The sequence below is a fragment of the Agrobacterium larrymoorei genome, assembly GCF_005145045.1.
Lineage (GTDB): Bacteria > Pseudomonadota > Alphaproteobacteria > Rhizobiales > Rhizobiaceae > Agrobacterium > Agrobacterium larrymoorei.
Window position 1 is genome coordinate 792,691 of sequence record NZ_CP039691.1, and the last position, 18,057, is coordinate 810,747.

At 58.5% G+C, this 18,057-nt stretch carries 23 protein-coding genes; 10 read left to right on the forward strand and 13 right to left on the reverse strand.

Annotated elements, in window-relative coordinates; all coding sequences use genetic code 11:
• Positions 1 to 81: 81 nt before the first annotated feature.
• Positions 82 to 294: a hypothetical protein gene (locus CFBP5473_RS03655; RefSeq protein ID WP_234881778.1), complete on the forward strand. Its 213-nt coding sequence runs from the start codon at positions 82 to 84 to the stop codon at positions 292 to 294.
• A 50-nt stretch (positions 295 to 344) separates the two neighbouring features.
• On the opposite strand, the gene dps is transcribed toward CFBP5473_RS03655, so the two are convergent.
• From dps to CFBP5473_RS03685, 6 genes are all read right to left on the reverse strand, one after another.
• Positions 345 to 833, reverse strand: coding sequence for a DNA starvation/stationary phase protection protein Dps (gene dps / locus CFBP5473_RS03660; RefSeq protein ID WP_027676583.1), 489 nt, complete (start codon positions 831 to 833; stop codon positions 345 to 347).
• Between the two features lie 85 nt (positions 834 to 918).
• Positions 919 to 1,179, reverse strand: coding sequence for a hypothetical protein (locus tag CFBP5473_RS03665; RefSeq protein WP_027676584.1), 261 nt, complete (start codon positions 1,177 to 1,179; stop codon positions 919 to 921).
• A 137-nt stretch (positions 1,180 to 1,316) separates the two neighbouring features.
• On the reverse strand, positions 1,317 to 2,834 hold the full coding sequence (locus CFBP5473_RS03670; protein WP_027676585.1) for a tripartite tricarboxylate transporter permease: 1,518 nt from the start codon (positions 2,832 to 2,834) through the stop codon (positions 1,317 to 1,319).
• Between the two features lie 93 nt (positions 2,835 to 2,927).
• A complete protein-coding gene (locus CFBP5473_RS03675; RefSeq protein ID WP_027676586.1) occupies positions 2,928 to 3,422 on the reverse strand; it encodes a tripartite tricarboxylate transporter TctB family protein in 495 nt (164 codons plus the stop codon).
• Positions 3,419 to 4,363: a Bug family tripartite tricarboxylate transporter substrate binding protein gene (locus tag CFBP5473_RS03680; protein WP_027676587.1), complete on the reverse strand. Its 945-nt coding sequence runs from the start codon at positions 4,361 to 4,363 to the stop codon at positions 3,419 to 3,421. Before CFBP5473_RS03680 ends, CFBP5473_RS03675 begins: the two co-directional genes overlap by 4 nt.
• A 244-nt stretch (positions 4,364 to 4,607) precedes the next feature.
• Positions 4,608 to 5,675 carry an ABC transporter substrate-binding protein gene (locus tag CFBP5473_RS03685; RefSeq protein ID WP_027676588.1) on the reverse strand — a complete coding sequence of 356 codons (1,068 nt, stop codon included), beginning with the start codon at positions 5,673 to 5,675 and terminating at the stop codon, positions 4,608 to 4,610.
• 96 nt (positions 5,676 to 5,771) lie between these two features.
• Here CFBP5473_RS03685 and CFBP5473_RS03690 point away from each other — a divergent pair, with 96 nt between their 5' ends.
• Positions 5,772 to 6,452: a response regulator gene (locus CFBP5473_RS03690; RefSeq protein ID WP_027676589.1), complete on the forward strand. Its 681-nt coding sequence runs from the start codon at positions 5,772 to 5,774 to the stop codon at positions 6,450 to 6,452.
• Positions 6,449 to 7,825, forward strand: a complete 1,377-nt coding sequence (locus tag CFBP5473_RS03695) for a sensor histidine kinase (RefSeq protein WP_027676590.1) — start codon at positions 6,449 to 6,451, stop codon at positions 7,823 to 7,825. The genes CFBP5473_RS03690 and CFBP5473_RS03695 overlap by 4 nt, the downstream gene beginning before the upstream one ends.
• Before the next feature lie 197 nt (positions 7,826 to 8,022).
• Here CFBP5473_RS03695 and CFBP5473_RS03700 read toward each other — a convergent pair whose 3' ends face one another.
• The 4 genes from CFBP5473_RS03700 to hmuQ form a co-directional block, all read right to left on the reverse strand.
• The gene (locus CFBP5473_RS03700; protein ID WP_027676591.1) at positions 8,023 to 8,385 is read right to left on the reverse strand and encodes a hypothetical protein; all 363 of its coding nucleotides are present in this window, start codon (positions 8,383 to 8,385) and stop codon (positions 8,023 to 8,025) included.
• 112 nt (positions 8,386 to 8,497) lie between these two features.
• Entirely contained in the window at positions 8,498 to 9,382 is an 885-nt protein-coding gene (purU, locus tag CFBP5473_RS03705; RefSeq protein WP_027676592.1) for a formyltetrahydrofolate deformylase, read from the reverse strand.
• 230 nt (positions 9,383 to 9,612) lie between these two features.
• Positions 9,613 to 10,134 carry a heme utilization cystosolic carrier protein HutX gene (gene hutX, locus CFBP5473_RS03710; RefSeq protein ID WP_027676593.1) on the reverse strand — a complete coding sequence of 174 codons (522 nt, stop codon included), beginning with the start codon at positions 10,132 to 10,134 and terminating at the stop codon, positions 9,613 to 9,615.
• A gap of 2 nt (positions 10,135 to 10,136) precedes the next feature.
• Entirely contained in the window at positions 10,137 to 10,484 is a 348-nt protein-coding gene (hmuQ, locus tag CFBP5473_RS03715; protein ID WP_027676594.1) for a heme-degrading protein HmuQ, read from the reverse strand.
• A 174-nt stretch (positions 10,485 to 10,658) separates the two neighbouring features.
• Here hmuQ and CFBP5473_RS03720 point away from each other — a divergent pair, with 174 nt between their 5' ends.
• The 3 genes from CFBP5473_RS03720 to CFBP5473_RS03730 are packed head-to-tail and all read left to right on the forward strand — an operon-like array spanning position 10,659 to position 13,413.
• On the forward strand, positions 10,659 to 11,546 hold the full coding sequence (locus CFBP5473_RS03720) for a heme/hemin ABC transporter substrate-binding protein (RefSeq protein WP_037171510.1): 888 nt from the start codon (positions 10,659 to 10,661) through the stop codon (positions 11,544 to 11,546).
• Between the two features lie 11 nt (positions 11,547 to 11,557).
• The gene (locus tag CFBP5473_RS03725) at positions 11,558 to 12,631 is read left to right on the forward strand and encodes a FecCD family ABC transporter permease (RefSeq protein WP_027676596.1); all 1,074 of its coding nucleotides are present in this window, start codon (positions 11,558 to 11,560) and stop codon (positions 12,629 to 12,631) included.
• Complete coding sequence (locus tag CFBP5473_RS03730) at positions 12,628 to 13,413, forward strand: heme ABC transporter ATP-binding protein (RefSeq protein WP_027676597.1); 786 nt, start codon at positions 12,628 to 12,630, stop codon at positions 13,411 to 13,413. The genes CFBP5473_RS03725 and CFBP5473_RS03730 overlap by 4 nt, the downstream gene beginning before the upstream one ends.
• 9 nt (positions 13,414 to 13,422) lie before the next feature.
• Here the strand turns inward: CFBP5473_RS03730 and CFBP5473_RS03735 are convergent, their stop codons facing one another.
• The gene (locus CFBP5473_RS03735; RefSeq protein ID WP_027676598.1) at positions 13,423 to 13,785 is read right to left on the reverse strand and encodes a YbaN family protein; all 363 of its coding nucleotides are present in this window, start codon (positions 13,783 to 13,785) and stop codon (positions 13,423 to 13,425) included.
• 197 nt (positions 13,786 to 13,982) lie between these two features.
• Between CFBP5473_RS03735 and CFBP5473_RS03740 the strand changes: the two genes are divergently transcribed.
• On the forward strand, positions 13,983 to 14,378 hold the full coding sequence (locus tag CFBP5473_RS03740) for a VOC family protein (RefSeq protein ID WP_027676599.1): 396 nt from the start codon (positions 13,983 to 13,985) through the stop codon (positions 14,376 to 14,378).
• Positions 14,379 to 14,401: 23 nt separating this feature from the next.
• The gene (gene ung / locus CFBP5473_RS03745) at positions 14,402 to 15,094 is read left to right on the forward strand and encodes a uracil-DNA glycosylase (RefSeq protein WP_027676600.1); all 693 of its coding nucleotides are present in this window, start codon (positions 14,402 to 14,404) and stop codon (positions 15,092 to 15,094) included.
• A gap of 3 nt (positions 15,095 to 15,097) precedes the next feature.
• Here the strand turns inward: ung and CFBP5473_RS03750 are convergent, their stop codons facing one another.
• Both CFBP5473_RS03750 and CFBP5473_RS03755 read right to left on the reverse strand, forming a co-directional pair.
• Positions 15,098 to 15,502 (reverse strand): type II toxin-antitoxin system VapC family toxin, encoded by a 405-nt coding sequence (locus tag CFBP5473_RS03750; protein ID WP_027676601.1) that lies wholly within the window; start codon positions 15,500 to 15,502, stop codon positions 15,098 to 15,100.
• The gene (locus tag CFBP5473_RS03755) at positions 15,502 to 15,720 is read right to left on the reverse strand and encodes a type II toxin-antitoxin system VapB family antitoxin (RefSeq protein WP_169696873.1); all 219 of its coding nucleotides are present in this window, start codon (positions 15,718 to 15,720) and stop codon (positions 15,502 to 15,504) included. The genes CFBP5473_RS03750 and CFBP5473_RS03755 overlap by 1 nt, the downstream gene beginning before the upstream one ends.
• A 167-nt stretch (positions 15,721 to 15,887) precedes the next feature.
• Here CFBP5473_RS03755 and CFBP5473_RS03760 point away from each other — a divergent pair, with 167 nt between their 5' ends.
• Together CFBP5473_RS03760 and CFBP5473_RS03765 are read left to right on the forward strand one after the other, a co-directional pair.
• Entirely contained in the window at positions 15,888 to 16,958 is a 1,071-nt protein-coding gene (locus CFBP5473_RS03760) for a DUF2218 domain-containing protein (RefSeq protein ID WP_027676602.1), read from the forward strand.
• A gap of 153 nt (positions 16,959 to 17,111) precedes the next feature.
• Entirely contained in the window at positions 17,112 to 18,056 is a 945-nt protein-coding gene (locus CFBP5473_RS03765; protein ID WP_027676603.1) for a VOC family protein, read from the forward strand.
• Position 18,057 lies beyond the last annotated feature (1 nt).

The following is an 18,057-nucleotide window of genomic DNA, read 5'->3' on the forward strand; positions in this document are numbered from 1 at the left end:
GTTGAGGTGTAAAACGTTAACAGTTCATAAAAATTGAAACGCTTACTTGGCATTGTCTCGGGAGGATAAGCCTTGTCTTACGTGGCTTTTCAACGTGTGGGCACGCAATTGTCGCCCCAGCAGGTTACTGATCTTCAGACAATATTCGATGGCGTTTGTTTCGAGTGCCTCGAAGATCGCAGCAGTTCTGTTGCCAATGAGTGTGCAGCGGTTCTGATCAGAAGTGCCCAGCGTGGCATTCTCGATCATGAAATGTTGCGCGACATCGGTAAGGCCGTGCTGCGCCGTCATTGATCGGTTGAACGAATGCGCAAAGCGCCCGGCGAGCCGGGCGCTTTTTCGTGTCAGGCTTTTTCCTGCACGTGGGCTTCCAGGAACCAGAGCGACTTGTCGAGATCGCGCGATGCGGCAGTGAAAATATCCGCCGTGTTGGCGTCGCCCGCATCGTCCGCTTCATCGATGGATTTGCGAATGAGGTTGGCTACATCGCCATAGCGCTCGATCAGCTCGGCAAGATGATCCTGAATCTTGTAGATATCTGTTGGATAGGCCTTCAGCTTGGACGTCGAGGATACGGTTTGTAGGCTGCCCAGCGCGGTGCCGCCAAGCTGCACTGCGCGCTCCGCAATCGTGTCGCTGTGATTGTCCAGCAGCTTGCGGAATTTATCGAGAAGCTCGTGGATTGCGATGAATTGCGGGCCCTTCAGGTTCCAATGAGCCTGCTTGGTGACGAGCGCCAGATCGATAACGGAAGCGAGCGCCTCGTTCAACAGGCCGATAACGGTGGCTTTGGCGTTGGAAGGCAGATCGTTTCTGGTCTTGTGTGTCTTCATTTTCATCTCCTGAACATGCGGAAGAGCTCCGCTTAGGCGGTATTCAGGAGAGCAACGGACGGAGGCTTTACTCGTTCCACTCGCACTAATTTTCCGGGAAGTCGCTGACGATTTCACGGTTCAACAGGGTCAGCGAACGGTCTGCTTCGATACGATAGGTCTCGAATGCCAAACGCCCATCCTGCGTTCTGAAATCATGGCTGAATGTGCTGCCCACCGGCGCCTTCGTCAACTTACCTCGCGGCTGGCCGCCATAGGTGATGCTTCCGGGAATGGGCTCCACCGCTGAACCTGCCGTGGTGCAGGAGGCAAGGCCTAAGACGAGAAGAATAGCAAGTTTTCGCATGGAGGCTCCAAGGATCAGGCGAGTTCATTGTGCTTGCCTAACTCTACCCCATTCCCGACAGTTCCGCATAAAAAAGCCCCGCATCCGTGTCTGGATGCGGGGCCGGAAAATGTCTTGGGAGACATGTTTCGGGTCTATCAGTCTTCGTTTGCTGCAAGCTGTGTCAGCACCTCGCCACGTCCGCGGATGCGCATGATTAGCGGTATGATGAAGGCGGCAGCGGCAACGAGGAAGAGGCCGACAGCGATTGGCGAGGTGAACAGCACAGCGGGATCACCCTGACCGATGGCCAGTGCGCGGCGCAGCTGCTGTTCGGCAAGCGGGCCAAGGATGAGGCCGACCACGGCTGGCGCAATCGGGTAGCCGAAGATGCGCATGATGTAGCCGAGAATGCCGAAGGCCAGAAGCATGCCGAGTTCGAACACCGATGGGTTGGCGCCGATGGTGCCGAGCGTTGCGAACAGCAGGATGCCTGCATAGAGCCATGGCTTTGGAATGGTCAGAAGCTTGATCCAGAGGCCGATCAGCGGCAGGTTGAGAACCAGCAGCATGACGTTGGCGATGAACAGGCTGGCAATCAGACCCCAGACGAGCTGCGGATTGGTGGCGAACAGAAGCGGGCCGGGCTGGAGACCGAACTGCTGGAAGCCGGCAAGCATGATGGCAGCGGTTGCTGTCGTCGGCAGGCCGAGCGTCAGCAACGGCACGAGCGTACCGGCGGCAGACGCATTGTTTGCTGCTTCCGGACCTGCAACACCTTCGATGGCGCCGTGGCCGAATTCTTCCGGGTGCTTGGACAGTTTCTTTTCCGTCGCATAGGACAGGAACGTGCCGATTTCAGCGCCGCCCGCAGGCATTGCGCCAATCGGGAAGCCGATGAGCGTACCGCGCAGCCATGCCTTCCAGGACCGTGCCCAATCCTGAGCCGTCATCCAGACAGAACCCTTGACGGCTTCGACCTTGTCCGGGCCGTTCTGACCCTGTGCGACGATGAACAGCGTTTCACCGATGGCGAACATGGCGACGGCGAGCGTGGTGACTTCGACGCCATCGAGCAGATCGGGAATGCCGAAGCTCATGCGGGTCTGGCCGGTCAACTGGTCGATGCCGACGATGGCCAGCGCAAAGCCGATGAAGAGCGAGGTGAGGCCACGTAGCGCCGAGTCACCGAAGGCAGACGACACGGTGACGAAGGCGAGGACCATCAGCGCGAAATATTCACGCGGGCCGAACACCAGCGCCAGCTTGACGATATAAGGTGCCACGAAAGCAAGCGCGATTGTGGCGATGAGGCCAGCGACGAAGGAGCCGATTGCGGCAGTCGCAAGCGCCGGTCCTCCGCGACCTGCACGGGCCATCTTGTTGCCTTCGAGCGCGGTCACGATGGATGCGCTTTCGCCGGGTGTGTTCAGGAGGATCGACGTTGTCGAGCCGCCATACATGCCGCCGTAATAGATACCGGCGAACATGATGAGCGATCCGGCAGGATCGAGCCGGTAAGTGACCGGCAGAAGCAGCGCCACGGTCAGCGCCGGGCCGATGCCGGGCAGAACGCCGACGGCGGTGCCGAGGGTTACGCCGATCAGGGCGTAGAGCAGGTTCATGGGTTGCGCTGCAACCTCAAGACCGTGCAAGAGAAATTCGAATGTGCTCATGGACAGATGTCCCCCTGTCGGGTGAAGCCTTTGCTGCGTGTAAAACGCAGGTCCGAAGGCTTCTTGTCTTTGTTGTTTGGGTTGGACCGGCGGTTAGAAGAACAGCCGTTCCAGAGGTCCGGCAGGCAGCGACAGTTGCAGCAGCTGGGCGAAAATGACCCAGATGACGAAGCTGAACGCGATGCCGACGGGGATCGAGAACCAGAGCTTGCGTTTGCCGAAGGCGCGGGCCGTGAAGGCAAAGAGCAGGCCGGTGGCAATCGAGAATCCGGCGATCTTCAGGAGCAGCATCTGCGCGGCAAGACCGGCGACGACCCAGAAGACGGGTCCCAGTTCCTGTTTGTCGCGGACCGGGAATTCATTGCGCCAAGCTTCGAACGCGGTCCATATGGCCAGACCGACAAGACAGAAGGCAATGGCGTAAGGAACGGTGGCCGGGCCGACAGGCGAATAACCGGTGACGCTGGCAAGACGTGCCGAATCCCAGAAGATCACGGCGGCGACGATCACCAGAAAGACGGCGATCGCGAACGCCGCCCAATCAGGGCGGCGCTTTGTGGGTTGGGAAGGGGATGAACCCTGGCTCATTTTACCAGTCCGATGTCTTTGAGAATGGTTTCGGTGGAAGCGGTGTCTTTCGCAAGCTGCTGCTTGAAGGCATCACCGGCGAGATAGGTGTCCATCCAGCCCTTGGTCTTCAGGGTTTCCTGCCACTTGGCGGATTTGGCCAGCTTTTCGATGTCGGCGCTCACTGCCCTTTCCTGCTCCGGCGTCAGGCCGGGAGGGGCTGCAACCATGCGCCAGTTCTGGATCACGACATCAAGGCCGCTTTCCTTCAGCGTCGGTGCGTCCACACCTTCGAGCTTCTGTTCGCTGGAAACGGCGAGGATACGAACCGTACCGGCCTTTACCTGGCTTTCGAATTCGCCGTAGCTGGAAATGCCAGCCGTGACCTGCGCGCCGAGGATGGAAGCAAGTGCTTCACCGCCGCCGGAGTAGGCGATGTAGTTGATCTTGGTCGGATCGACGCCAGCGGCCTTGGCAATCAGGCCAGCCGTGATGTGGTCGGTGCCGCCAGCAGAACCGCCGCCCCAGGAAACGGAGCCCGGATCCTTCTTCAGCTTCTCGATGAGCTGGCCGATGTTCTGGATGTCCGAAGAGGCCGGAACGACGATGGCTTCATATTCGCCGGTCAGACGCGCAATCGGCGTGACTTCCTTCAGCGTGACAGGTGCCTTGTTGGTGAGGATAGCGCCCACCATGACATAGCCGCCGACGATCAGCGCGTTGGGCTTGCCCTTCTGCTGGCTGGCGAACTGCGCGAGACCAATGGTGCCGCCTGCGCCCGGAACGTTCTGAACCTGAACGCTCTTGGAAATGCCTTCTTCCTGAAGAACCGTCTGCAGCGAACGTGCCGTCTGGTCCCAGCCGCCGCCCGGATTTGCCGGTGCGATGATGGTGTAGTCAGCAGCGGTTGCGGGAAGAGCGATGGCGCCAGCGAGCAGCGAGGCGAGGAAAAAATGCTTCAAAGTGAGCCCTCCGTGAATGCCGTTCTCGGCATTGTTGTGATTATGACCACAGGAGGAGCACATGATCGGTGAAAGGCGCGGAAACGCGGCCTGAAACGATTTATGCGCTGAGAATGTCCTCCCGCTTCCTTATCAGCCGCCTCCACGGGATAAAGAAGAATTGCACAGCACCACATAAAGCTGTCATTTAACTGACGCGGCGGATGAGGATGGGCGTTTACGGTCTATTAATTTCTGCTTTGGGCTATTGAGAACGTAAAGCTTGGTTCCACCGCTCGATGATGCGGGCGCGTTTGACTTGATCGAGATAGACCATCAATCCGGGGCTGACGGGAACGGGGCGCAGCTGAGCGCCGTGGATGGCCTGCATGGTGTTGGCGGTGTTTTCCCCTGCCACATCCGGGCTGACGGCGGGAATTTGCAGCTGCCGCGCCATAATGGTCTGTCCTTCCGTGGACATGAAGAATTCGAGGTAGCGCCGTCCAAGGTCCGGGTTTGCCGCAGCCTGGGGTACGAGGCCGATGCGCGACATGACGACGGTGTAATCGCTGGGCAGCATGATGCCGACATCGGGATGGCGGGAGGCCCAGTCTGCGGCGTAGGAGCCTAAAATATTGTAGCCCAGCACGAAACGGCCATCGGAAATGCGCTCCAGAATGGCGGAGCTGGTGGAATAAACCTTCACGCCTGCCGCACCCATGCTCTTGATGACGCTCCATATATCGCCGAACTGTTCCTGATCCCGCGACATGAAGAGAAAGCCGACGCCGGAGCGTTCGATATCGTAAGTGGCGATGCGGCCATGCACTTCGGCGGCGTGGCGCTCCAGATAATCCACGAATTCCGCCCGGCTTGCGGGAGGCTTTTCGTTGACGAAGCTTGGCTTGTGATAAACGAAGACAGCGGGTTCGAAGGTGAGTGCATAGGCGGTGTTGCGCCAGTTTGCCCATGCTGGCCAGCGCGCGCTCATGGGAAGATCGGAGCGCTGGGCATAGCCATCATTGCTGAGCTTGACCTGCAAATCCATGGCCGAGGAAAAGGCGAAATCCGCCGTCGGCTTTCCGGCATCCGTTTCGCGCACGATGCGGTCGTAGATTTCGCCGGTCAGCATATCTTCATAGGACACGGCCACGTCTGGATTGGCCTTCTGGAAACCGACGATCATCGGGGTAGCTAAGGGTTCGTCCAGCGATGAATAGACGATCAGCGTCTGCGCATCCGTCTTGCCGGAAATGGCCGGAAAGAACATGGGCTCGGCATGGGAAGGGGCAACACCGAGCAGGATGAGACAGAGACAGAGAATAACACGCATGAAAAGATCATGCCGTAGCTCCCCACAATTCACAAGCGGGCCATTCACAAGCGCAAGATGCTTCGATAAATTCCACGGGCAACGGGGAGACGGTGGGTGCGCATTCTGCTGGTGGAGGATAATCAGGTTCTGTCGGAAGGGCTTTCTGCGCTTTTGCGGGGCAGCGGCTATGCCGTGGACGTGGTTTCGGACGGCCATTCTGCCGATGCGGCAATCGCTGCGGAAAATTTCGATCTCGTCATTCTCGATCTCAATCTGCCGGAAAAAGACGGTATCGAAGTGCTGCGTTCCATGCGCGCGCGGCAGGAAAAGGCAGCCGTGTTGATCCTGACGGCGCGCGGCACTCCGGAGGAGCGGGTGAGGGGCCTTGATCTCGGGGCCGACGATTACATGATCAAGCCCTTCGATATTGCCGAATTCGAAGCGCGTGTGCGCGTGCTGCTTCGGCGCAATGCGGGCTTGCGCTCCTCGCTGGTCAGCTTCGGCAAGGTGTCTTTCGACCTGACATCACGCACATTTTCCGCCGATGGCCACCCGCTGGATATTCCGGCGCGCGAGGTTGCGCTGCTGGAAGTGCTGTTCATGCGCGCAGGCAAGGTGGTGGCCAAGGAGGCAATCGTCCAGTCTTTGACTGGCTTCGATGATGAGCTTTCCGGCAACGCCATCGAGCAATATGTCAGCCGGTTGCGCAAGCGGCTTGCCCCGCATGGGCTGACGGTGAAGACCGCGCGCGGCATCGGCTATTATCTGGAGAAACTGGCAGAGGCCGCGGAATGAAGCAGGCCGCTTATTCGCTGCGGCGGCGCCTGCTGGGATGGCTTCTGGTCTCCACCGCGATCATCGGCTGCGTGGCGCTGGCAGATACCTATCGCGAGGCGATCAACACGGCCAATATCGTCTCCGACCGCGTTCTTTCCGGCTCTGCGCTGGCAATTGCGGAGCGCGTGGTGGTTTCGGAAGACGACACGCTGGAAGTCGATATTCCCTATGTGGCGCTGGAAATGCTGACATCTGCGGCGCAAGACAGGGTTTTCTACCGGGTCGATGGACCGAATGGTCAGTTCCTGACCGGCTATCAGAACCTGCCGCAAGTCAGCGATCTGCGTGGGGATAGTCCGCGATATGTGGATGCGGTGTTTCGCGGAGAGCCGATCCGCGTGGCAGGCATCCAGCGTTTCGCATCGACCGGCATCAACTCCATACCCTTTACGGTGACGGTGGCTGAAACCACAATTGCCCGCAGCCGGCTGGCGCGTGCCATTATTCTGCGCTCGGCACTTCGCCTTTTACTGATGATCGTCGGTGCCGCCGTCATCGTCTGGGTGGCGGTGACGATTTCGCTGCGCCCGCTCTACAGGTTGAGCGAGGCGATTGGTGAGCGTAGCCCCAACGATCTTCACCCCATCCAGCAATCCGTGCCGGTGGAGGTGGAAAACCTGGTCGAAACCGTGAATTCCTTCATGGTCCGTCTTCAATCGGCGCTGGATGCGCTGAGGCATTTTACCGGCAATGCCAGCCATCAGCTACGTACTCCTCTTGCCATCATCCGCACTCAGCTTGCCCTTGCCGCCCGTGCGCCGACGCTGGAAGAAGCGCAGGCCGCCGCGAAGAAGGGGGATGCATCCGTTGCTCATGCGGAGCATATTCTCGCGCAGCTTCTGCGCATGGCGAATATCGACGCGGCTGGCTCCGGCGAAAAGCAGAGCCTCATCACGGTCGATCTGGTCGCAATCGCGCAATCGGTGACGGCGGATTATGTGCCGAGTGCGGCGGAAGCCGATATCGATCTGGGCTTCGAGGAGGTGGATGCCGCAACCGTTCCTGCGCAGCCTCTGCTGCTGCGGGAATTGCTGGGGAACCTCATCAATAATGCAATTGCCTATGCCGGTCGCGGCTCTGAAATCACCGTGCGCGTGCGGCAAATAGAGGGCAAGGCGTGTCTTGAGGTGGAGGATAACGGACCCGGCATTCCCGCCGAAAAACGCTCCATGGTGCGCCAGCGCTTCGCGCGGGGGGAGGGCAATGTGGCGCCGGGGGCTGGGCTGGGCTTAGCAATCGTCGAAGAAATCGCCGCTCTGTTCAAGGCGCGGCTGGTTCTGGACGACGGGGCAGGCGAGCGTGGGCTGAAAGCCTCTATCCTGTTTTCGTGAGACGGCGCCACAAGAGCCTGCTTGAAAACTCGGACGGGTCGATCGGGCGATGCTTTTCGCGCCCTGCTGCGGCGAAAATCTTGTCGATATCGAAGGATATCGACTACGATCTTCTTCTAGCAGGCCACAAAAATCATTCCCCGGCTCTCCACCGCCGAGTTTCCAAACAGACTCTAGCGCCGCCTCACACTTAGGCGCTATTCGTTCATCTTGTCGATCAACTGCATCATGATGTCTGCGCAAGCCTTCATCGGCTCATCGTCAGCGCATTTGATATCGATCTTGGTTTCACCCTGCTCGATGCGGAAATGCGCGCCCTTGGATGGGGGCGGGGGTGGAGGCATGTGACCGCGCGGGCCGCCATCTCTCGGGCCACCCTCACGCGGACCAGCGTCTCTTGGGCCGCCGGGACCTGGCGGTGGCGGGGGCGGCGGAGCATCAGGCATTGCCGCACCATCAGCCGGTGCCGGAGGTGGAGGCGGCGGAGGTGGTGGCTGTTGAGCAAAGGCAGTACCTGCCGCAATCATGATCACGGCACCGGAAATGATGAGCTTTTTCATGAGGAAAGCCTCTTGAGTTGGACAACGCAGAGGAAACGGGCTCATGAGCGGTCAGTTGCTGACTATCAAAAATAATTATTCATTTTTTGGGAACCACGATGAGCCAGATGGCTCACCCCATCCGCTCAGATGCGTAAGAGCCAGGGCTCGGCGGGAAGACGACGGTGCGGTTGCCGTTTATGAACGTGCGGTGGTGGATGTGGGCGTGGATGGCGCGGGCCAGTACCTGGCTTTCCACATCGCGGCCCAGCGAGACGTAATCGTCCGCCGACTGGGCGTGGGTGATGCGCACCGTGTCCTGTTCGATGATCGGGCCTTCGTCGAGGTCGGCGGTGACATAGTGGGCGGTGGCACCGATCAGCTTTACGCCGCGCTCATAGGCTTGCTTGTAGGGGTTGGCGCCCTTGAAGCTTGGCAGGAAGGAGTGGTGGATGTTGATGATCTTGCCCGACATCTTGCGGCACATCTCGTCCGAAAGAACCTGCATGTAACGCGCCAGCACCACCAGTTCCGTGCCGGTATTATCGATCAGGTCCAGCAGTTGCGCTTCGGCCTGCGGCTTGTTGTCCTTCGTCACCTTGATGTGGTGGAAGGGGATATCGTGATTGACGACGACCTTCTGGTAATCGAAATGGTTGGAAACGACGCCGACGATATCGATGGGCAGCGCGCCGATTTTCCAGCGGTAGAGCAGATCGTTGAGGCAGTGGCCGAAACGGGAAACCATGAGAAGGGTCTTGGTGCGCTCGCCATCGCTGAAGATATCCGACTGCATGCCGAAGCGTTCCGCAACCGGCTGGAAGCCGTCGGTGATGTCTTTCATGGACACGCCTTCTTCCGAGATGAAGGACACGCGCATGAAGAATTTACCGGTCTCGAGGTCATCGAACTGCGAGCTATCGACAATGTTGCAACCCTTGCCCGCAAGATAGCCCGAAATGGCGGCAACGATGCCGCGTGCGGATTGGCAGGCTACGGTCAATACATAGGTCGTCATCTTGTCTGCTCCCTTGCAGTCTCTGCGAAAGCCTATAGCGCAAGAGGGTAGCCCGCGCAAAGCCTTCGCTGCGCCCAAACGCCTTCCAGATCAATGTGTTGAATTCATAAAATACGAAATACGACTGCGACATGCCGGAAGCGACATCGGCTGTTCAAAAGCAGGTTCGGCTATGCGTCATTCGAAGCCGTTGCGTGATTGTGGCGCAACGGCTTCTCTCTCGCGACGCTTCAGGCGGTGAAGCTATCGCGCAAGGCTTCGAACTTGGTGACCTGATCGGCCAGAAGTTCCTTGTTCTCATCGCGGCGAACGAAAAGCTTGAACATGGCGCTGCCCGCCGCATTCATGAACCAGACCGAAAGCGAGCGGCGACCGTGGAAGCCGCGATCGACAAAGGTGATCGACGCGCAATTGTCTTTCTTGATGTGGCCGCCAATGGGGCTATCCCCATGGATGTTGAACCAGCCATGGCCTTCCGTTCCCTCGGGCAGATGGCCGGGAACCTCGAAGACGATGTCCGGCGTCTGGACGATCATCAGGACCTCGCCCCAGCTGCGGAGCTCGTTCCAGATGTCATTGAACTTTTCGGCTGGCGCAGAGACGGCTGCTCCCGGTGGCAGCAGCGCAAGAATTTCCGCTGGCGTCACCTCGGCCTTGGCGGCGATGGCTTCGACCACGCCATCGGGCTTTTCGGCGAGAGCAGCTTCGGCGCGGGCGCGGCGATCTTCGTTCACGTCAACAATCGCATTCATATTTAAGCTGCCACCGGACGGTCTTCACCGTTCTTGTCTTCGTGGATGATGACATCGAAGCCTTCGAAATGCGGGCCGGAGAGATATTCGACCTTGCCGCGATTGTTGCCAGCATTGGCATGGGCTGCGCGGAACTGTTCGGACCTGGTCCAGGCGGTAAAATCATCCTTGGTGGCCCAGACAGTGTGTGAGGCGTAAAGCGTGTGATCTTCGGCCTTGGCACCTTTCAGCATGTGAAATTCCAGATAGCCCGGCATTTCGCTGAGGTGGCGTTTGCGCTCGCGCCAGATTGTTTCGAATGCCTCTTCGAAACCTGGAACGACACGAAAACGGTTCATCGCAATAAACATCTACAGTCTCCATAAACTTTGGTGCTGCGCAGGATATTCAGCGTTTTCTGAAATGGAAAGAGCAAAGATAACAAAAATACTCCACTTATAGATTGTCCGGCCATAAAAGATGTGCAAATAACTCAACTTATGTGCGGGGGCGTGTCGCCCGCGGTCCACATCAGGGTTTTGACAATGCCGTTTTTTCTCCGCTCTCTTACGCTCGGTGCCCTTCTCCCGGTTCTCGTTGCGGTCTCGCCACTTGCTGCCAATGCGTCCGACAAGGGCAACCCGGACGCAAAGCGCATTGTCGCGGTGGGCGGAACGGTGACGGAAATTCTCTATGCACTGGGCGCAGGCGACCGTATCGTGGCGCGGGATTCCACCAGCAGCTATCCCGCGCAAGCGCTGGAAAAGCCGGATGTCGGCTATATGCGGGCCCTATCCTCTGAAGGGATATTGTCGCAGAAGCCGGACCTTATTCTTTCCGAAGACGGCGCCGGTCCCGCAGACGTTATCTCTATCCTGAAGGCCAGCGAAGTGCCGATGGTGACGGTGGACACGCCGCCGCAGGCAAGTGCGATTGCGAAGAAGATCGAAGATGTTGGCGCGGCAGTCGGGCTTGAGGAAAAGTCCAGGGCCCTGGCCGCAAATGTCAATGCCGAACTGGCCAAGCTGGAAAAAGACGTTGCCGCGGTTGGAGAGAAGAAGAAGCGCGTGCTCTTCGTACTTTCCATGGCGGGCGGTCGCATCATGGCGGCGGGCAAGGAGACGGAGGCTGCGGCCATTATCGAGCTTGCCGGTGGGATCAATGCCGCACCGGAAATCACCGGCTACAAGCCGCTGACCGATGAGGCGGTGATAGCGGCTGCGCCTGACGTCATTCTCACCATGCAGCGCGGCGACCATGCGGCCAAGTCAGAAGAGGTTTTTGCGCTTCCTGCTTTCCAATCCACGCCCGCTGCCGCCTCCAAGGCGCTGATCAGCATGGATGGCCTCTATCTCATCGGCTTTGGCCCGCGCACGCCTGCTGCCGGGCGTGAGCTGGCATCGAAGCTTTATCCAGAGGTGATCAAGCCGTGAAAGCCATAGTGATGGATGCTGGCATGGGGCAAGTGCCGGGCGACCGTTCCCGTAAAGGCGCCATCACGCTTGGCGTTCTTTGCCTCGTGCTGCTTCTTGCCTGCCTCGTTTCGCTGGCAAGCGGCCCGACTGGCGTCGGGCTTTCCGAACTCTGGCTTTATGCCACGGGTGGATCGGCGACGATGGAACCGCGAGACCGCGTCATTCTGGAGGCCGTTCGTTTGCCGCGCACAGGGCTCGGCCTGATGATCGGTGCCGGGCTTGCCGTTTCCGGTGCGATGATGCAGGGGCTGTTTCGCAACCCGCTGGCCGATCCCGGCCTTGTCGGCGTTACATCCGGTGCGGCACTTTTCGCCGTGGCAGCGCTTGCGCTCGGCAACGGGCTGCTTGCGCCGCTGGCCCTTGTTTTCGGCGCCAACTTCCTGCCGCTGATGGCTTTCGTGGGCGGGCTGATCAATACGTTTCTTCTGTATCTCATCGCCACGAAAAATGGCGCGACTTCCACGACTGTTCTGATCCTCGCGGGTATTGCCGTCGGCGCGCTCAGCGGGGCGCTGACCGGGTTGATGATCTTTCTGGCGGATGACCGGGCACTGCGCGACATTACCTTCTGGAGCCTCGGTTCGCTGGGTGGGGCAACGCCCGCGAAAGTGCTGACCACATTACCTTTTATCCTGATCCTCCTTGCCAGTATTCCCTTCGTCTCCAAGGGGCTCGACGCGCTGATCCTTGGAGATGCCGCGGCCTTTCACATGGGTATTCCGGTGCAGCGGCTGAAGCGGATCGTTATTCTGGTGGTTGCTGCGGCTTGCGGCGCAAGCGTTGCGGCCGCGGGTTCCATCGGCTTCGTCGGCATTGTCGTGCCGCATCTTTTGCGCCTCGTCATCGGCTCCTCGCACCGCTTCCTGCTGCCGTCCTCGGCGATTGGAGGCGCCGCGCTTCTGCTTCTGGCCGATAGTTTTGCGCGCACCGTTGCCGCCCCGGCAGAATTGCCGATTGGCGTCGTGACGGCCTTGATCGGTGCACCGGTGTTCCTGTTTCTGTTGCTCGGCAAAAATGGGCTTGGCCTGCGGAGTACATCATGATTTCCGCCCGCAATATCACCGTCACGCGCTCGAACCGGTATTTGCTCGATGATGTTTCCATCGAACTCAAGCCCGGCACGTTCAGCATCATCATCGGCCCGAATGGTGCAGGCAAATCCACCTTGATGAAGGTGCTGTGCGGCGAGATGAAGCCGGATGCGGGCAGCGTATCCTATGGCAGGACCGATCTTTCGCTGTTTTCGCCCATCCAGCTTGCACGGCTTCGCGCGGTTTTGCCCCAGAGCACGGTTCTGACCTTTCCCTTTACCGCGCTGGAAATCGTGCGCATGGGGGCAGTTGCGCAAGGGTCTCGTGCGCCGGAGGAGCAGGCGCGGCGGGCGCTTTCGAAAGTCGGCCTCAACGGCTTTGAGGGGCGGGCCTACAATATGCTGTCTGGCGGAGAGCAGCAGCGGGTGCAGTTTGCCCGTGCGCTGGCGCAGGTTCCCAATCCTGTCGAGCAGGGGGAAAGCCGCGTTCTGCTTCTGGACGAACCGACATCGAGCCTCGATCTCGGTCATCAGATATCGGTGCTGGAGACGGCACGGGACTTCGCGCTTGCCGGTGGCACGGTGCTGGCGATCCTCCACGATCTCAATCTCGCAGCCGAGTTTGCCGATCAACTTATCGTCATGCATCGCGGTGCGGTGACAGCATGCGGCCCTGCTCTGGAAACGATCAATGACGGAACGATTGCGCGGGTCTATGGCATTGGTGGCGCGGTGGGGCGTTTGCCTGCAAACCATATTGCCTATGTGCTGCCCCAATCACGGCATCGCGGGTGACGCGACGCTTCAAGCGCGGGGCTCCGGGCGGGTGGTGACGAAGAGGGCGGCACCTATCATGACGGCAGCGACGATTGCGGCGCGAAGTGGTGGCGGCTCTGTACCGAACCAGAAAATCGCGTAACTCATTGTCATCAAAGACACTGCTGCGATTTTCGCGCGTCTCGGAATGGCGCCGTTTTCCCGCCAGTTGCGCAGCGGCTCGCCGAATTTCGGATGGGACAGCAGCCACGCCTCAAGCTTCGGCGAAGATTTCGAAAAGCACCAGAGCGCAATCAAAAGAAACGGTGTCGTGGGCAAAACAGGCAGAAACGCACCGACTATGCCGGTGGCGACCATCAGCCAGCCAAGACAGAGATAAAAGACGCGCATGTCTGCCGGTATCATGACTTCCGCAGTCAGGATAGGGGAAAAGACGCGGCTGCGACAGGGTGGTGGGTGCATGGGCAAGAGCGCTTCCAAGGCTCGTTTCAGGGGTAAGGGGTTGAAACTGTAGCCTTCTGCCTTTATCTGCCTGCCCCGATGCCCGGAGGATAACCGGGCCGCCACGAGGTAAGAAGGAAGACACCATGGCCAAATTGATTCACTCGATGGTCCGGGTGCTGGACGAAAAGCGTTCGGTGGATTTTTACAAACAGGCTTTCGGGCTGGAGATTGCGGAACGCTTCGAGTTCGAAAATTTCACCCTGATTTATCTGAGCAATGAACAAGGCGACTTCGAGCTGGAATTGACCGTGAACAAGGGCCGCGAAGTGCCTTACGCACTGGGCGATGGCTATGGCCACATCGCAGTCAGCGTCGAGGATGTGGATGCCGAGCATGCGCGTCTTTCCGAACTCGGGCTTTCGGTTGGCAAGATCATCGAGGCGGATTACAAGAACATGCCGTTTGCGAAATACTTCTTCATCTGCGATCCGGATGGATACAAGATCGAGGTGCTTCAGCGGGGCAACCGCTTTAAATAAGCTTGTACAGGAAAGGCTTTCCCATGGCAGAGGCAGGCGTCAAACTCGAAGACAGCTGGAAGCACGCGCTTTCCCCCGAGTTCGACAGCCCCTACATGCGGAAGCTAAAGGACTTTCTGCTTGCCGAGAAGAATGCGGGCAAGCAAATCTTTCCGAAGGGTGCTGAATATTTTCGCGCGCTGGACCTGACGCCGCTGGACGAGGTGAAGGTGGTCATCCTCGGGCAGGATCCCTATCACGGCCCAGGCCAGGCGCATGGCCTTTGCTTCTCCGTCCAGCCCGGCATTCGCATTCCGCCCTCTCTCGTCAATATCTACAAGGAACTGCAAAGCGACCTCGGCGTCCAGCCGGTAAGGCACGGCTTTCTGGAAAGCTGGGCACGACAGGGTGTGCTGCTGCTGAACAGCGTTCTGACCGTGGAGCAGGCCCGCGCCGCATCGCATCAGGGGCAGGGCTGGGAGAAATTCACCGATGCCGTCATTCGTGTGGTGAACGACGAATGCGACCATGTGGTCTTTCTGCTCTGGGGCTCATACGCTCAGAAGAAAGCATCCTTCGTGGACCAGAGAAAGCATCTCGTGCTGAAATCCGCCCACCCATCCCCGCTTTCCGCCCATAACGGCTTCTTCGGCAATCATCATTTTTCACAGGCGAATGCGTTTCTGGTTTCGCACGGTAAGGACCCGATTAACTGGCAGTTGCCGGATCAGGTTTGATCGCTAGGGAAGAGTTTCCACATCTGTCTGGCGCAGGAGCTTATCTGTCGTCAAAAGGCTGGCGCCGGACGCTTTGGCATAGGCGTAATGAAAACAGTCGAAGTTACTGAGATGCTTCTTGCCGATGCCATGATTTTCCGCAACGGCAACCGCATGGGCCAACGCCTCTCTCGGATTTGAAGAGCTTCTCAACTCGATATGGCGAGCCTGAAGCCACTCGGTCACGACAGCTTCCGACTGCGTGTAACGGCAATCCAGCTGGTCTGGACGAGAGAGGACGATGATCGCTTCCCAAGCTGCTAGTGCTGAGGTGAAAGGTGCCTCAGCGTTTAGAAGCGCAGCTTCGTAGTCCCCCGCATTGTCCTCACCAGAAATGATGGAAATGATTGCGCAGGCATCTACGAACATTATGTATCGTCGTCCAAGTCATGATCGAGTTCGTGATAAGCGGAGGAGGAGGGCGCTTTTCGTCCGGCCTTGAATGAAAGACCATGCTTCTCCAGAATTTTTCTGGCCGTTTCGCTCGGCGTTTCCGCCTTCCGTCTGGCACTCAAAGTTTCCCTCAAGGCTGAGACAACAGCGTTGGTAATGGTGGTCTGATCGATCTGCGCCAGTTCTCTGGCCAAATTGTCCGCCTCAGCGCTTCGTATATTCAACACCATTTACGTTACCCACACTGTGTAGCCTGATTATATCTCATGTGTAGCTGGCAGCAAATATTTTTCGAAGAAATGTTTTTGCCTTTTTGCAATCCCTGATCTACAAGATAACCGGACTAAAATATGAAGGATTTATGCCGGTGTCGCTTCTGTCTGCTCAGACCTCCGTTGCCTTGCCCAATCCGCATGCGATTCTCGATGCTTTTCATGAGCATTTTGCAGAATACATGACGATGAAGCGGGAGGGGGCTGCGGTTCATTTCGAGGCTGATTACGGCAATGGCACGCTCAGCGTCGATGAAGGACGCTTTGCCGCCTGCGTCAATTGCAAGTCCGTCAACATCCTGATGTCGCTCAAGGCCATGGTGGCGGAACACATCATGGAATTTTCCGGTCAGACAGAGCTCGATTTCCGCTGGGAAGGCGACGGTTCGGATCTGCGTGAGCTGCCAAATCTCTTTACAGGCAAAGTGGTGCGCTCCTACAACCTGACGCCGAAAATGCGCCGGGTGGTGATCTCGATTGACGATGGCATCGAGCGGTTGATGACGGGCGGGCTGCATGTGCGCATTCTCATTCTTCCTGATCAGGCGCGTGAGCCCATGTGGCCGCATCTTTCCAAGACGGGCGCCATTGTTTGGGGCGAGGGTGAAGATGCTCTGACACGGCGAGTTTATACCATTCGCTCCGGCAATATTCACCGCAGCGAAATCGACATCGATTTTGTTATGCATGAGGGCGACAATATGCCGGGTGCGCATTTCGGTGCCACGGCGAAAGCGGGCGATATTGTCGGCATCGTCGGGCCGGGTGGCGTCATGGCAGAAGCGGAACACTACGTCTTTGCCGGAGATGAGACGGCGCTTCCGGTCATGCTGCGCATGGCAAAGGAAATGCCTGCGGGCAAGCCGCTCACCGTTTATGCCGAGATCGACAACGAGGCAGAACGGCAAGAGATAGAATCCAAGGCGGATATCGAATGGAATTGGCTCTATCGTCGGGGCAAGTCGGCTGGAACGTCCGGCTTGATCGAAGACGCTCTGCGCCAGCATGTCTGGAAGCCGGAAGGGCTGCACGTCTTCATCGGCTGCGAGAAGAGCGAAGCCCGCTCGATCAAGAAGATGCTGAACGATGAGGCGAAGCTGCCTAAGGCGAGTGTCGTCTCTGCTGGTTACTGGGTCAAGGGTGCCTGCGACGACCATTGATATTCTTAATTATCGAATCCGCTCCGTTTCATAATTGAGAACGATGCGTGCTGATTGTTCAGTCTATGCATCCGGCCCGATCTACCCCATTTTGAGCCCACGAACGAAACGGCGCTCCGCTTCAGGAAGGCCGTAGAGCAAAAGGGGTTTATCATGCTGAACCAGATCAAGGGCCTGCACCACGTTACATCCATGGCGGGCAGCGCCAGTGGCAATAACCGATTTTTCACCGATACGCTCGGCCTGCGCCGTGTCAAGCAGACCGTCAATTTCGATGCGCCGGATGTCTATCACCTCTATTATGGTGATGAGGTCGGCACGCCCGGCTCTGTCATGACCTACTTCCCGTTTCCGCATATCGCGCGCGGTCGGCCCGGTACGGGCGAAGTGGGGACGACGCTGTTTTCCGTTCCCGAAGGTTCGCTGGGTTACTGGCAGGACCGTCTGGCCAAGGCCAATGTCGATGGCCTGAAGGCCGATGAAGCCTTCGGCAACAAGCGCCTGCATTTCGCCGGTCCCGATGGGGACGGCTTTGCGCTGGTGGAAGTGAAGGACGATGCGCGTGCACAATGGACCGGCAATGGCGTGGGCCAGGATCGGGCGATCCACGGCTTTCAGGGCGCTTCGCTGAGACTGCGCGATGAGGGCGCGACTGCCGAGCTTTTGAAGTTCATGGGCTATCAGGAAATCGACCGTCAGGACGACGTTCTCCGCTTCGGCATTCCGGGCGGTAATGGCGCGGATGTGATCGATATCGAGACCATGCCGAATATTTCGGGTGCGCGCTTGGGTGCCGGTTCGGTCCACCACATTGCGTTCGCGGTCGACAATCGCGAGAAGCAACTGGAAGTGCGCAAGGCGCTGATGGATACCGGCTATCAGGTCACGCCGGTCATCGACCGCGATTACTTCTGGGCGATCTATTTCCGCACACCGGGTGGCGTGCTGTTCGAAATCGCCACCAACGAGCCGGGCTTCGACCGCGATGAGGATACGGCGCATCTGGGCGAAACGCTGCAATTGCCGGAGCAGCACGCGCATCTGCGGCCTTTCCTCGAGCAGCATCTTGAGCCGCTCGACGGCACGACCAAGGCTTAAC

Bases quoted from the DNA above. Each gene is read 5' to 3' on its own strand.
- CFBP5473_RS03740 (WP_027676599.1), top strand. From the start codon at position 13,983: ATGGCCAAATTGATTCACTCGATGGTCCGGGTGCTGGACGAAAAGCGT.
- CFBP5473_RS03685 (WP_027676588.1), bottom strand. From the start codon at position 5,675: ATGCGTGTTATTCTCTGTCTCTGTCTCATCCTGCTCGGTGTTGCCCCT.
- CFBP5473_RS03675 (WP_027676586.1), bottom strand. From the start codon at position 3,422: ATGAGCCAGGGTTCATCCCCTTCCCAACCCACAAAGCGCCGCCCTGAT.
- CFBP5473_RS03760 (WP_027676602.1), top strand. From the start codon at position 15,888: ATGCCGGTGTCGCTTCTGTCTGCTCAGACCTCCGTTGCCTTGCCCAAT.
- ung (WP_027676600.1), top strand. From the start codon at position 14,402: ATGGCAGAGGCAGGCGTCAAACTCGAAGACAGCTGGAAGCACGCGCTT.
- CFBP5473_RS03750 (WP_027676601.1), bottom strand. From the start codon at position 15,502: ATGTTCGTAGATGCCTGCGCAATCATTTCCATCATTTCTGGTGAGGAC.
- CFBP5473_RS03695 (WP_027676590.1), top strand. From the start codon at position 6,449: ATGAAGCAGGCCGCTTATTCGCTGCGGCGGCGCCTGCTGGGATGGCTT.
- CFBP5473_RS03765 (WP_027676603.1), top strand. From the start codon at position 17,112: ATGCTGAACCAGATCAAGGGCCTGCACCACGTTACATCCATGGCGGGC.
- CFBP5473_RS03665 (WP_027676584.1), bottom strand. From the start codon at position 1,179: ATGCGAAAACTTGCTATTCTTCTCGTCTTAGGCCTTGCCTCCTGCACC.
- CFBP5473_RS03670 (WP_027676585.1), bottom strand. From the start codon at position 2,834: ATGAGCACATTCGAATTTCTCTTGCACGGTCTTGAGGTTGCAGCGCAA.
- hutX (WP_027676593.1), bottom strand. From the start codon at position 10,134: ATGAATGCGATTGTTGACGTGAACGAAGATCGCCGCGCCCGCGCCGAA.
- CFBP5473_RS03730 (WP_027676597.1), top strand. From the start codon at position 12,628: ATGATTTCCGCCCGCAATATCACCGTCACGCGCTCGAACCGGTATTTG.
- CFBP5473_RS03735 (WP_027676598.1), bottom strand. From the start codon at position 13,785: ATGCGCGTCTTTTATCTCTGTCTTGGCTGGCTGATGGTCGCCACCGGC.
- purU (WP_027676592.1), bottom strand. From the start codon at position 9,382: ATGACGACCTATGTATTGACCGTAGCCTGCCAATCCGCACGCGGCATC.
- CFBP5473_RS03720 (WP_037171510.1), top strand. From the start codon at position 10,659: ATGCCGTTTTTTCTCCGCTCTCTTACGCTCGGTGCCCTTCTCCCGGTT.
- dps (WP_027676583.1), bottom strand. From the start codon at position 833: ATGAAGACACACAAGACCAGAAACGATCTGCCTTCCAACGCCAAAGCC.
- CFBP5473_RS03700 (WP_027676591.1), bottom strand. From the start codon at position 8,385: ATGAAAAAGCTCATCATTTCCGGTGCCGTGATCATGATTGCGGCAGGT.
- hmuQ (WP_027676594.1), bottom strand. From the start codon at position 10,484: ATGTTTATTGCGATGAACCGTTTTCGTGTCGTTCCAGGTTTCGAAGAG.
- CFBP5473_RS03725 (WP_027676596.1), top strand. From the start codon at position 11,558: ATGGATGCTGGCATGGGGCAAGTGCCGGGCGACCGTTCCCGTAAAGGC.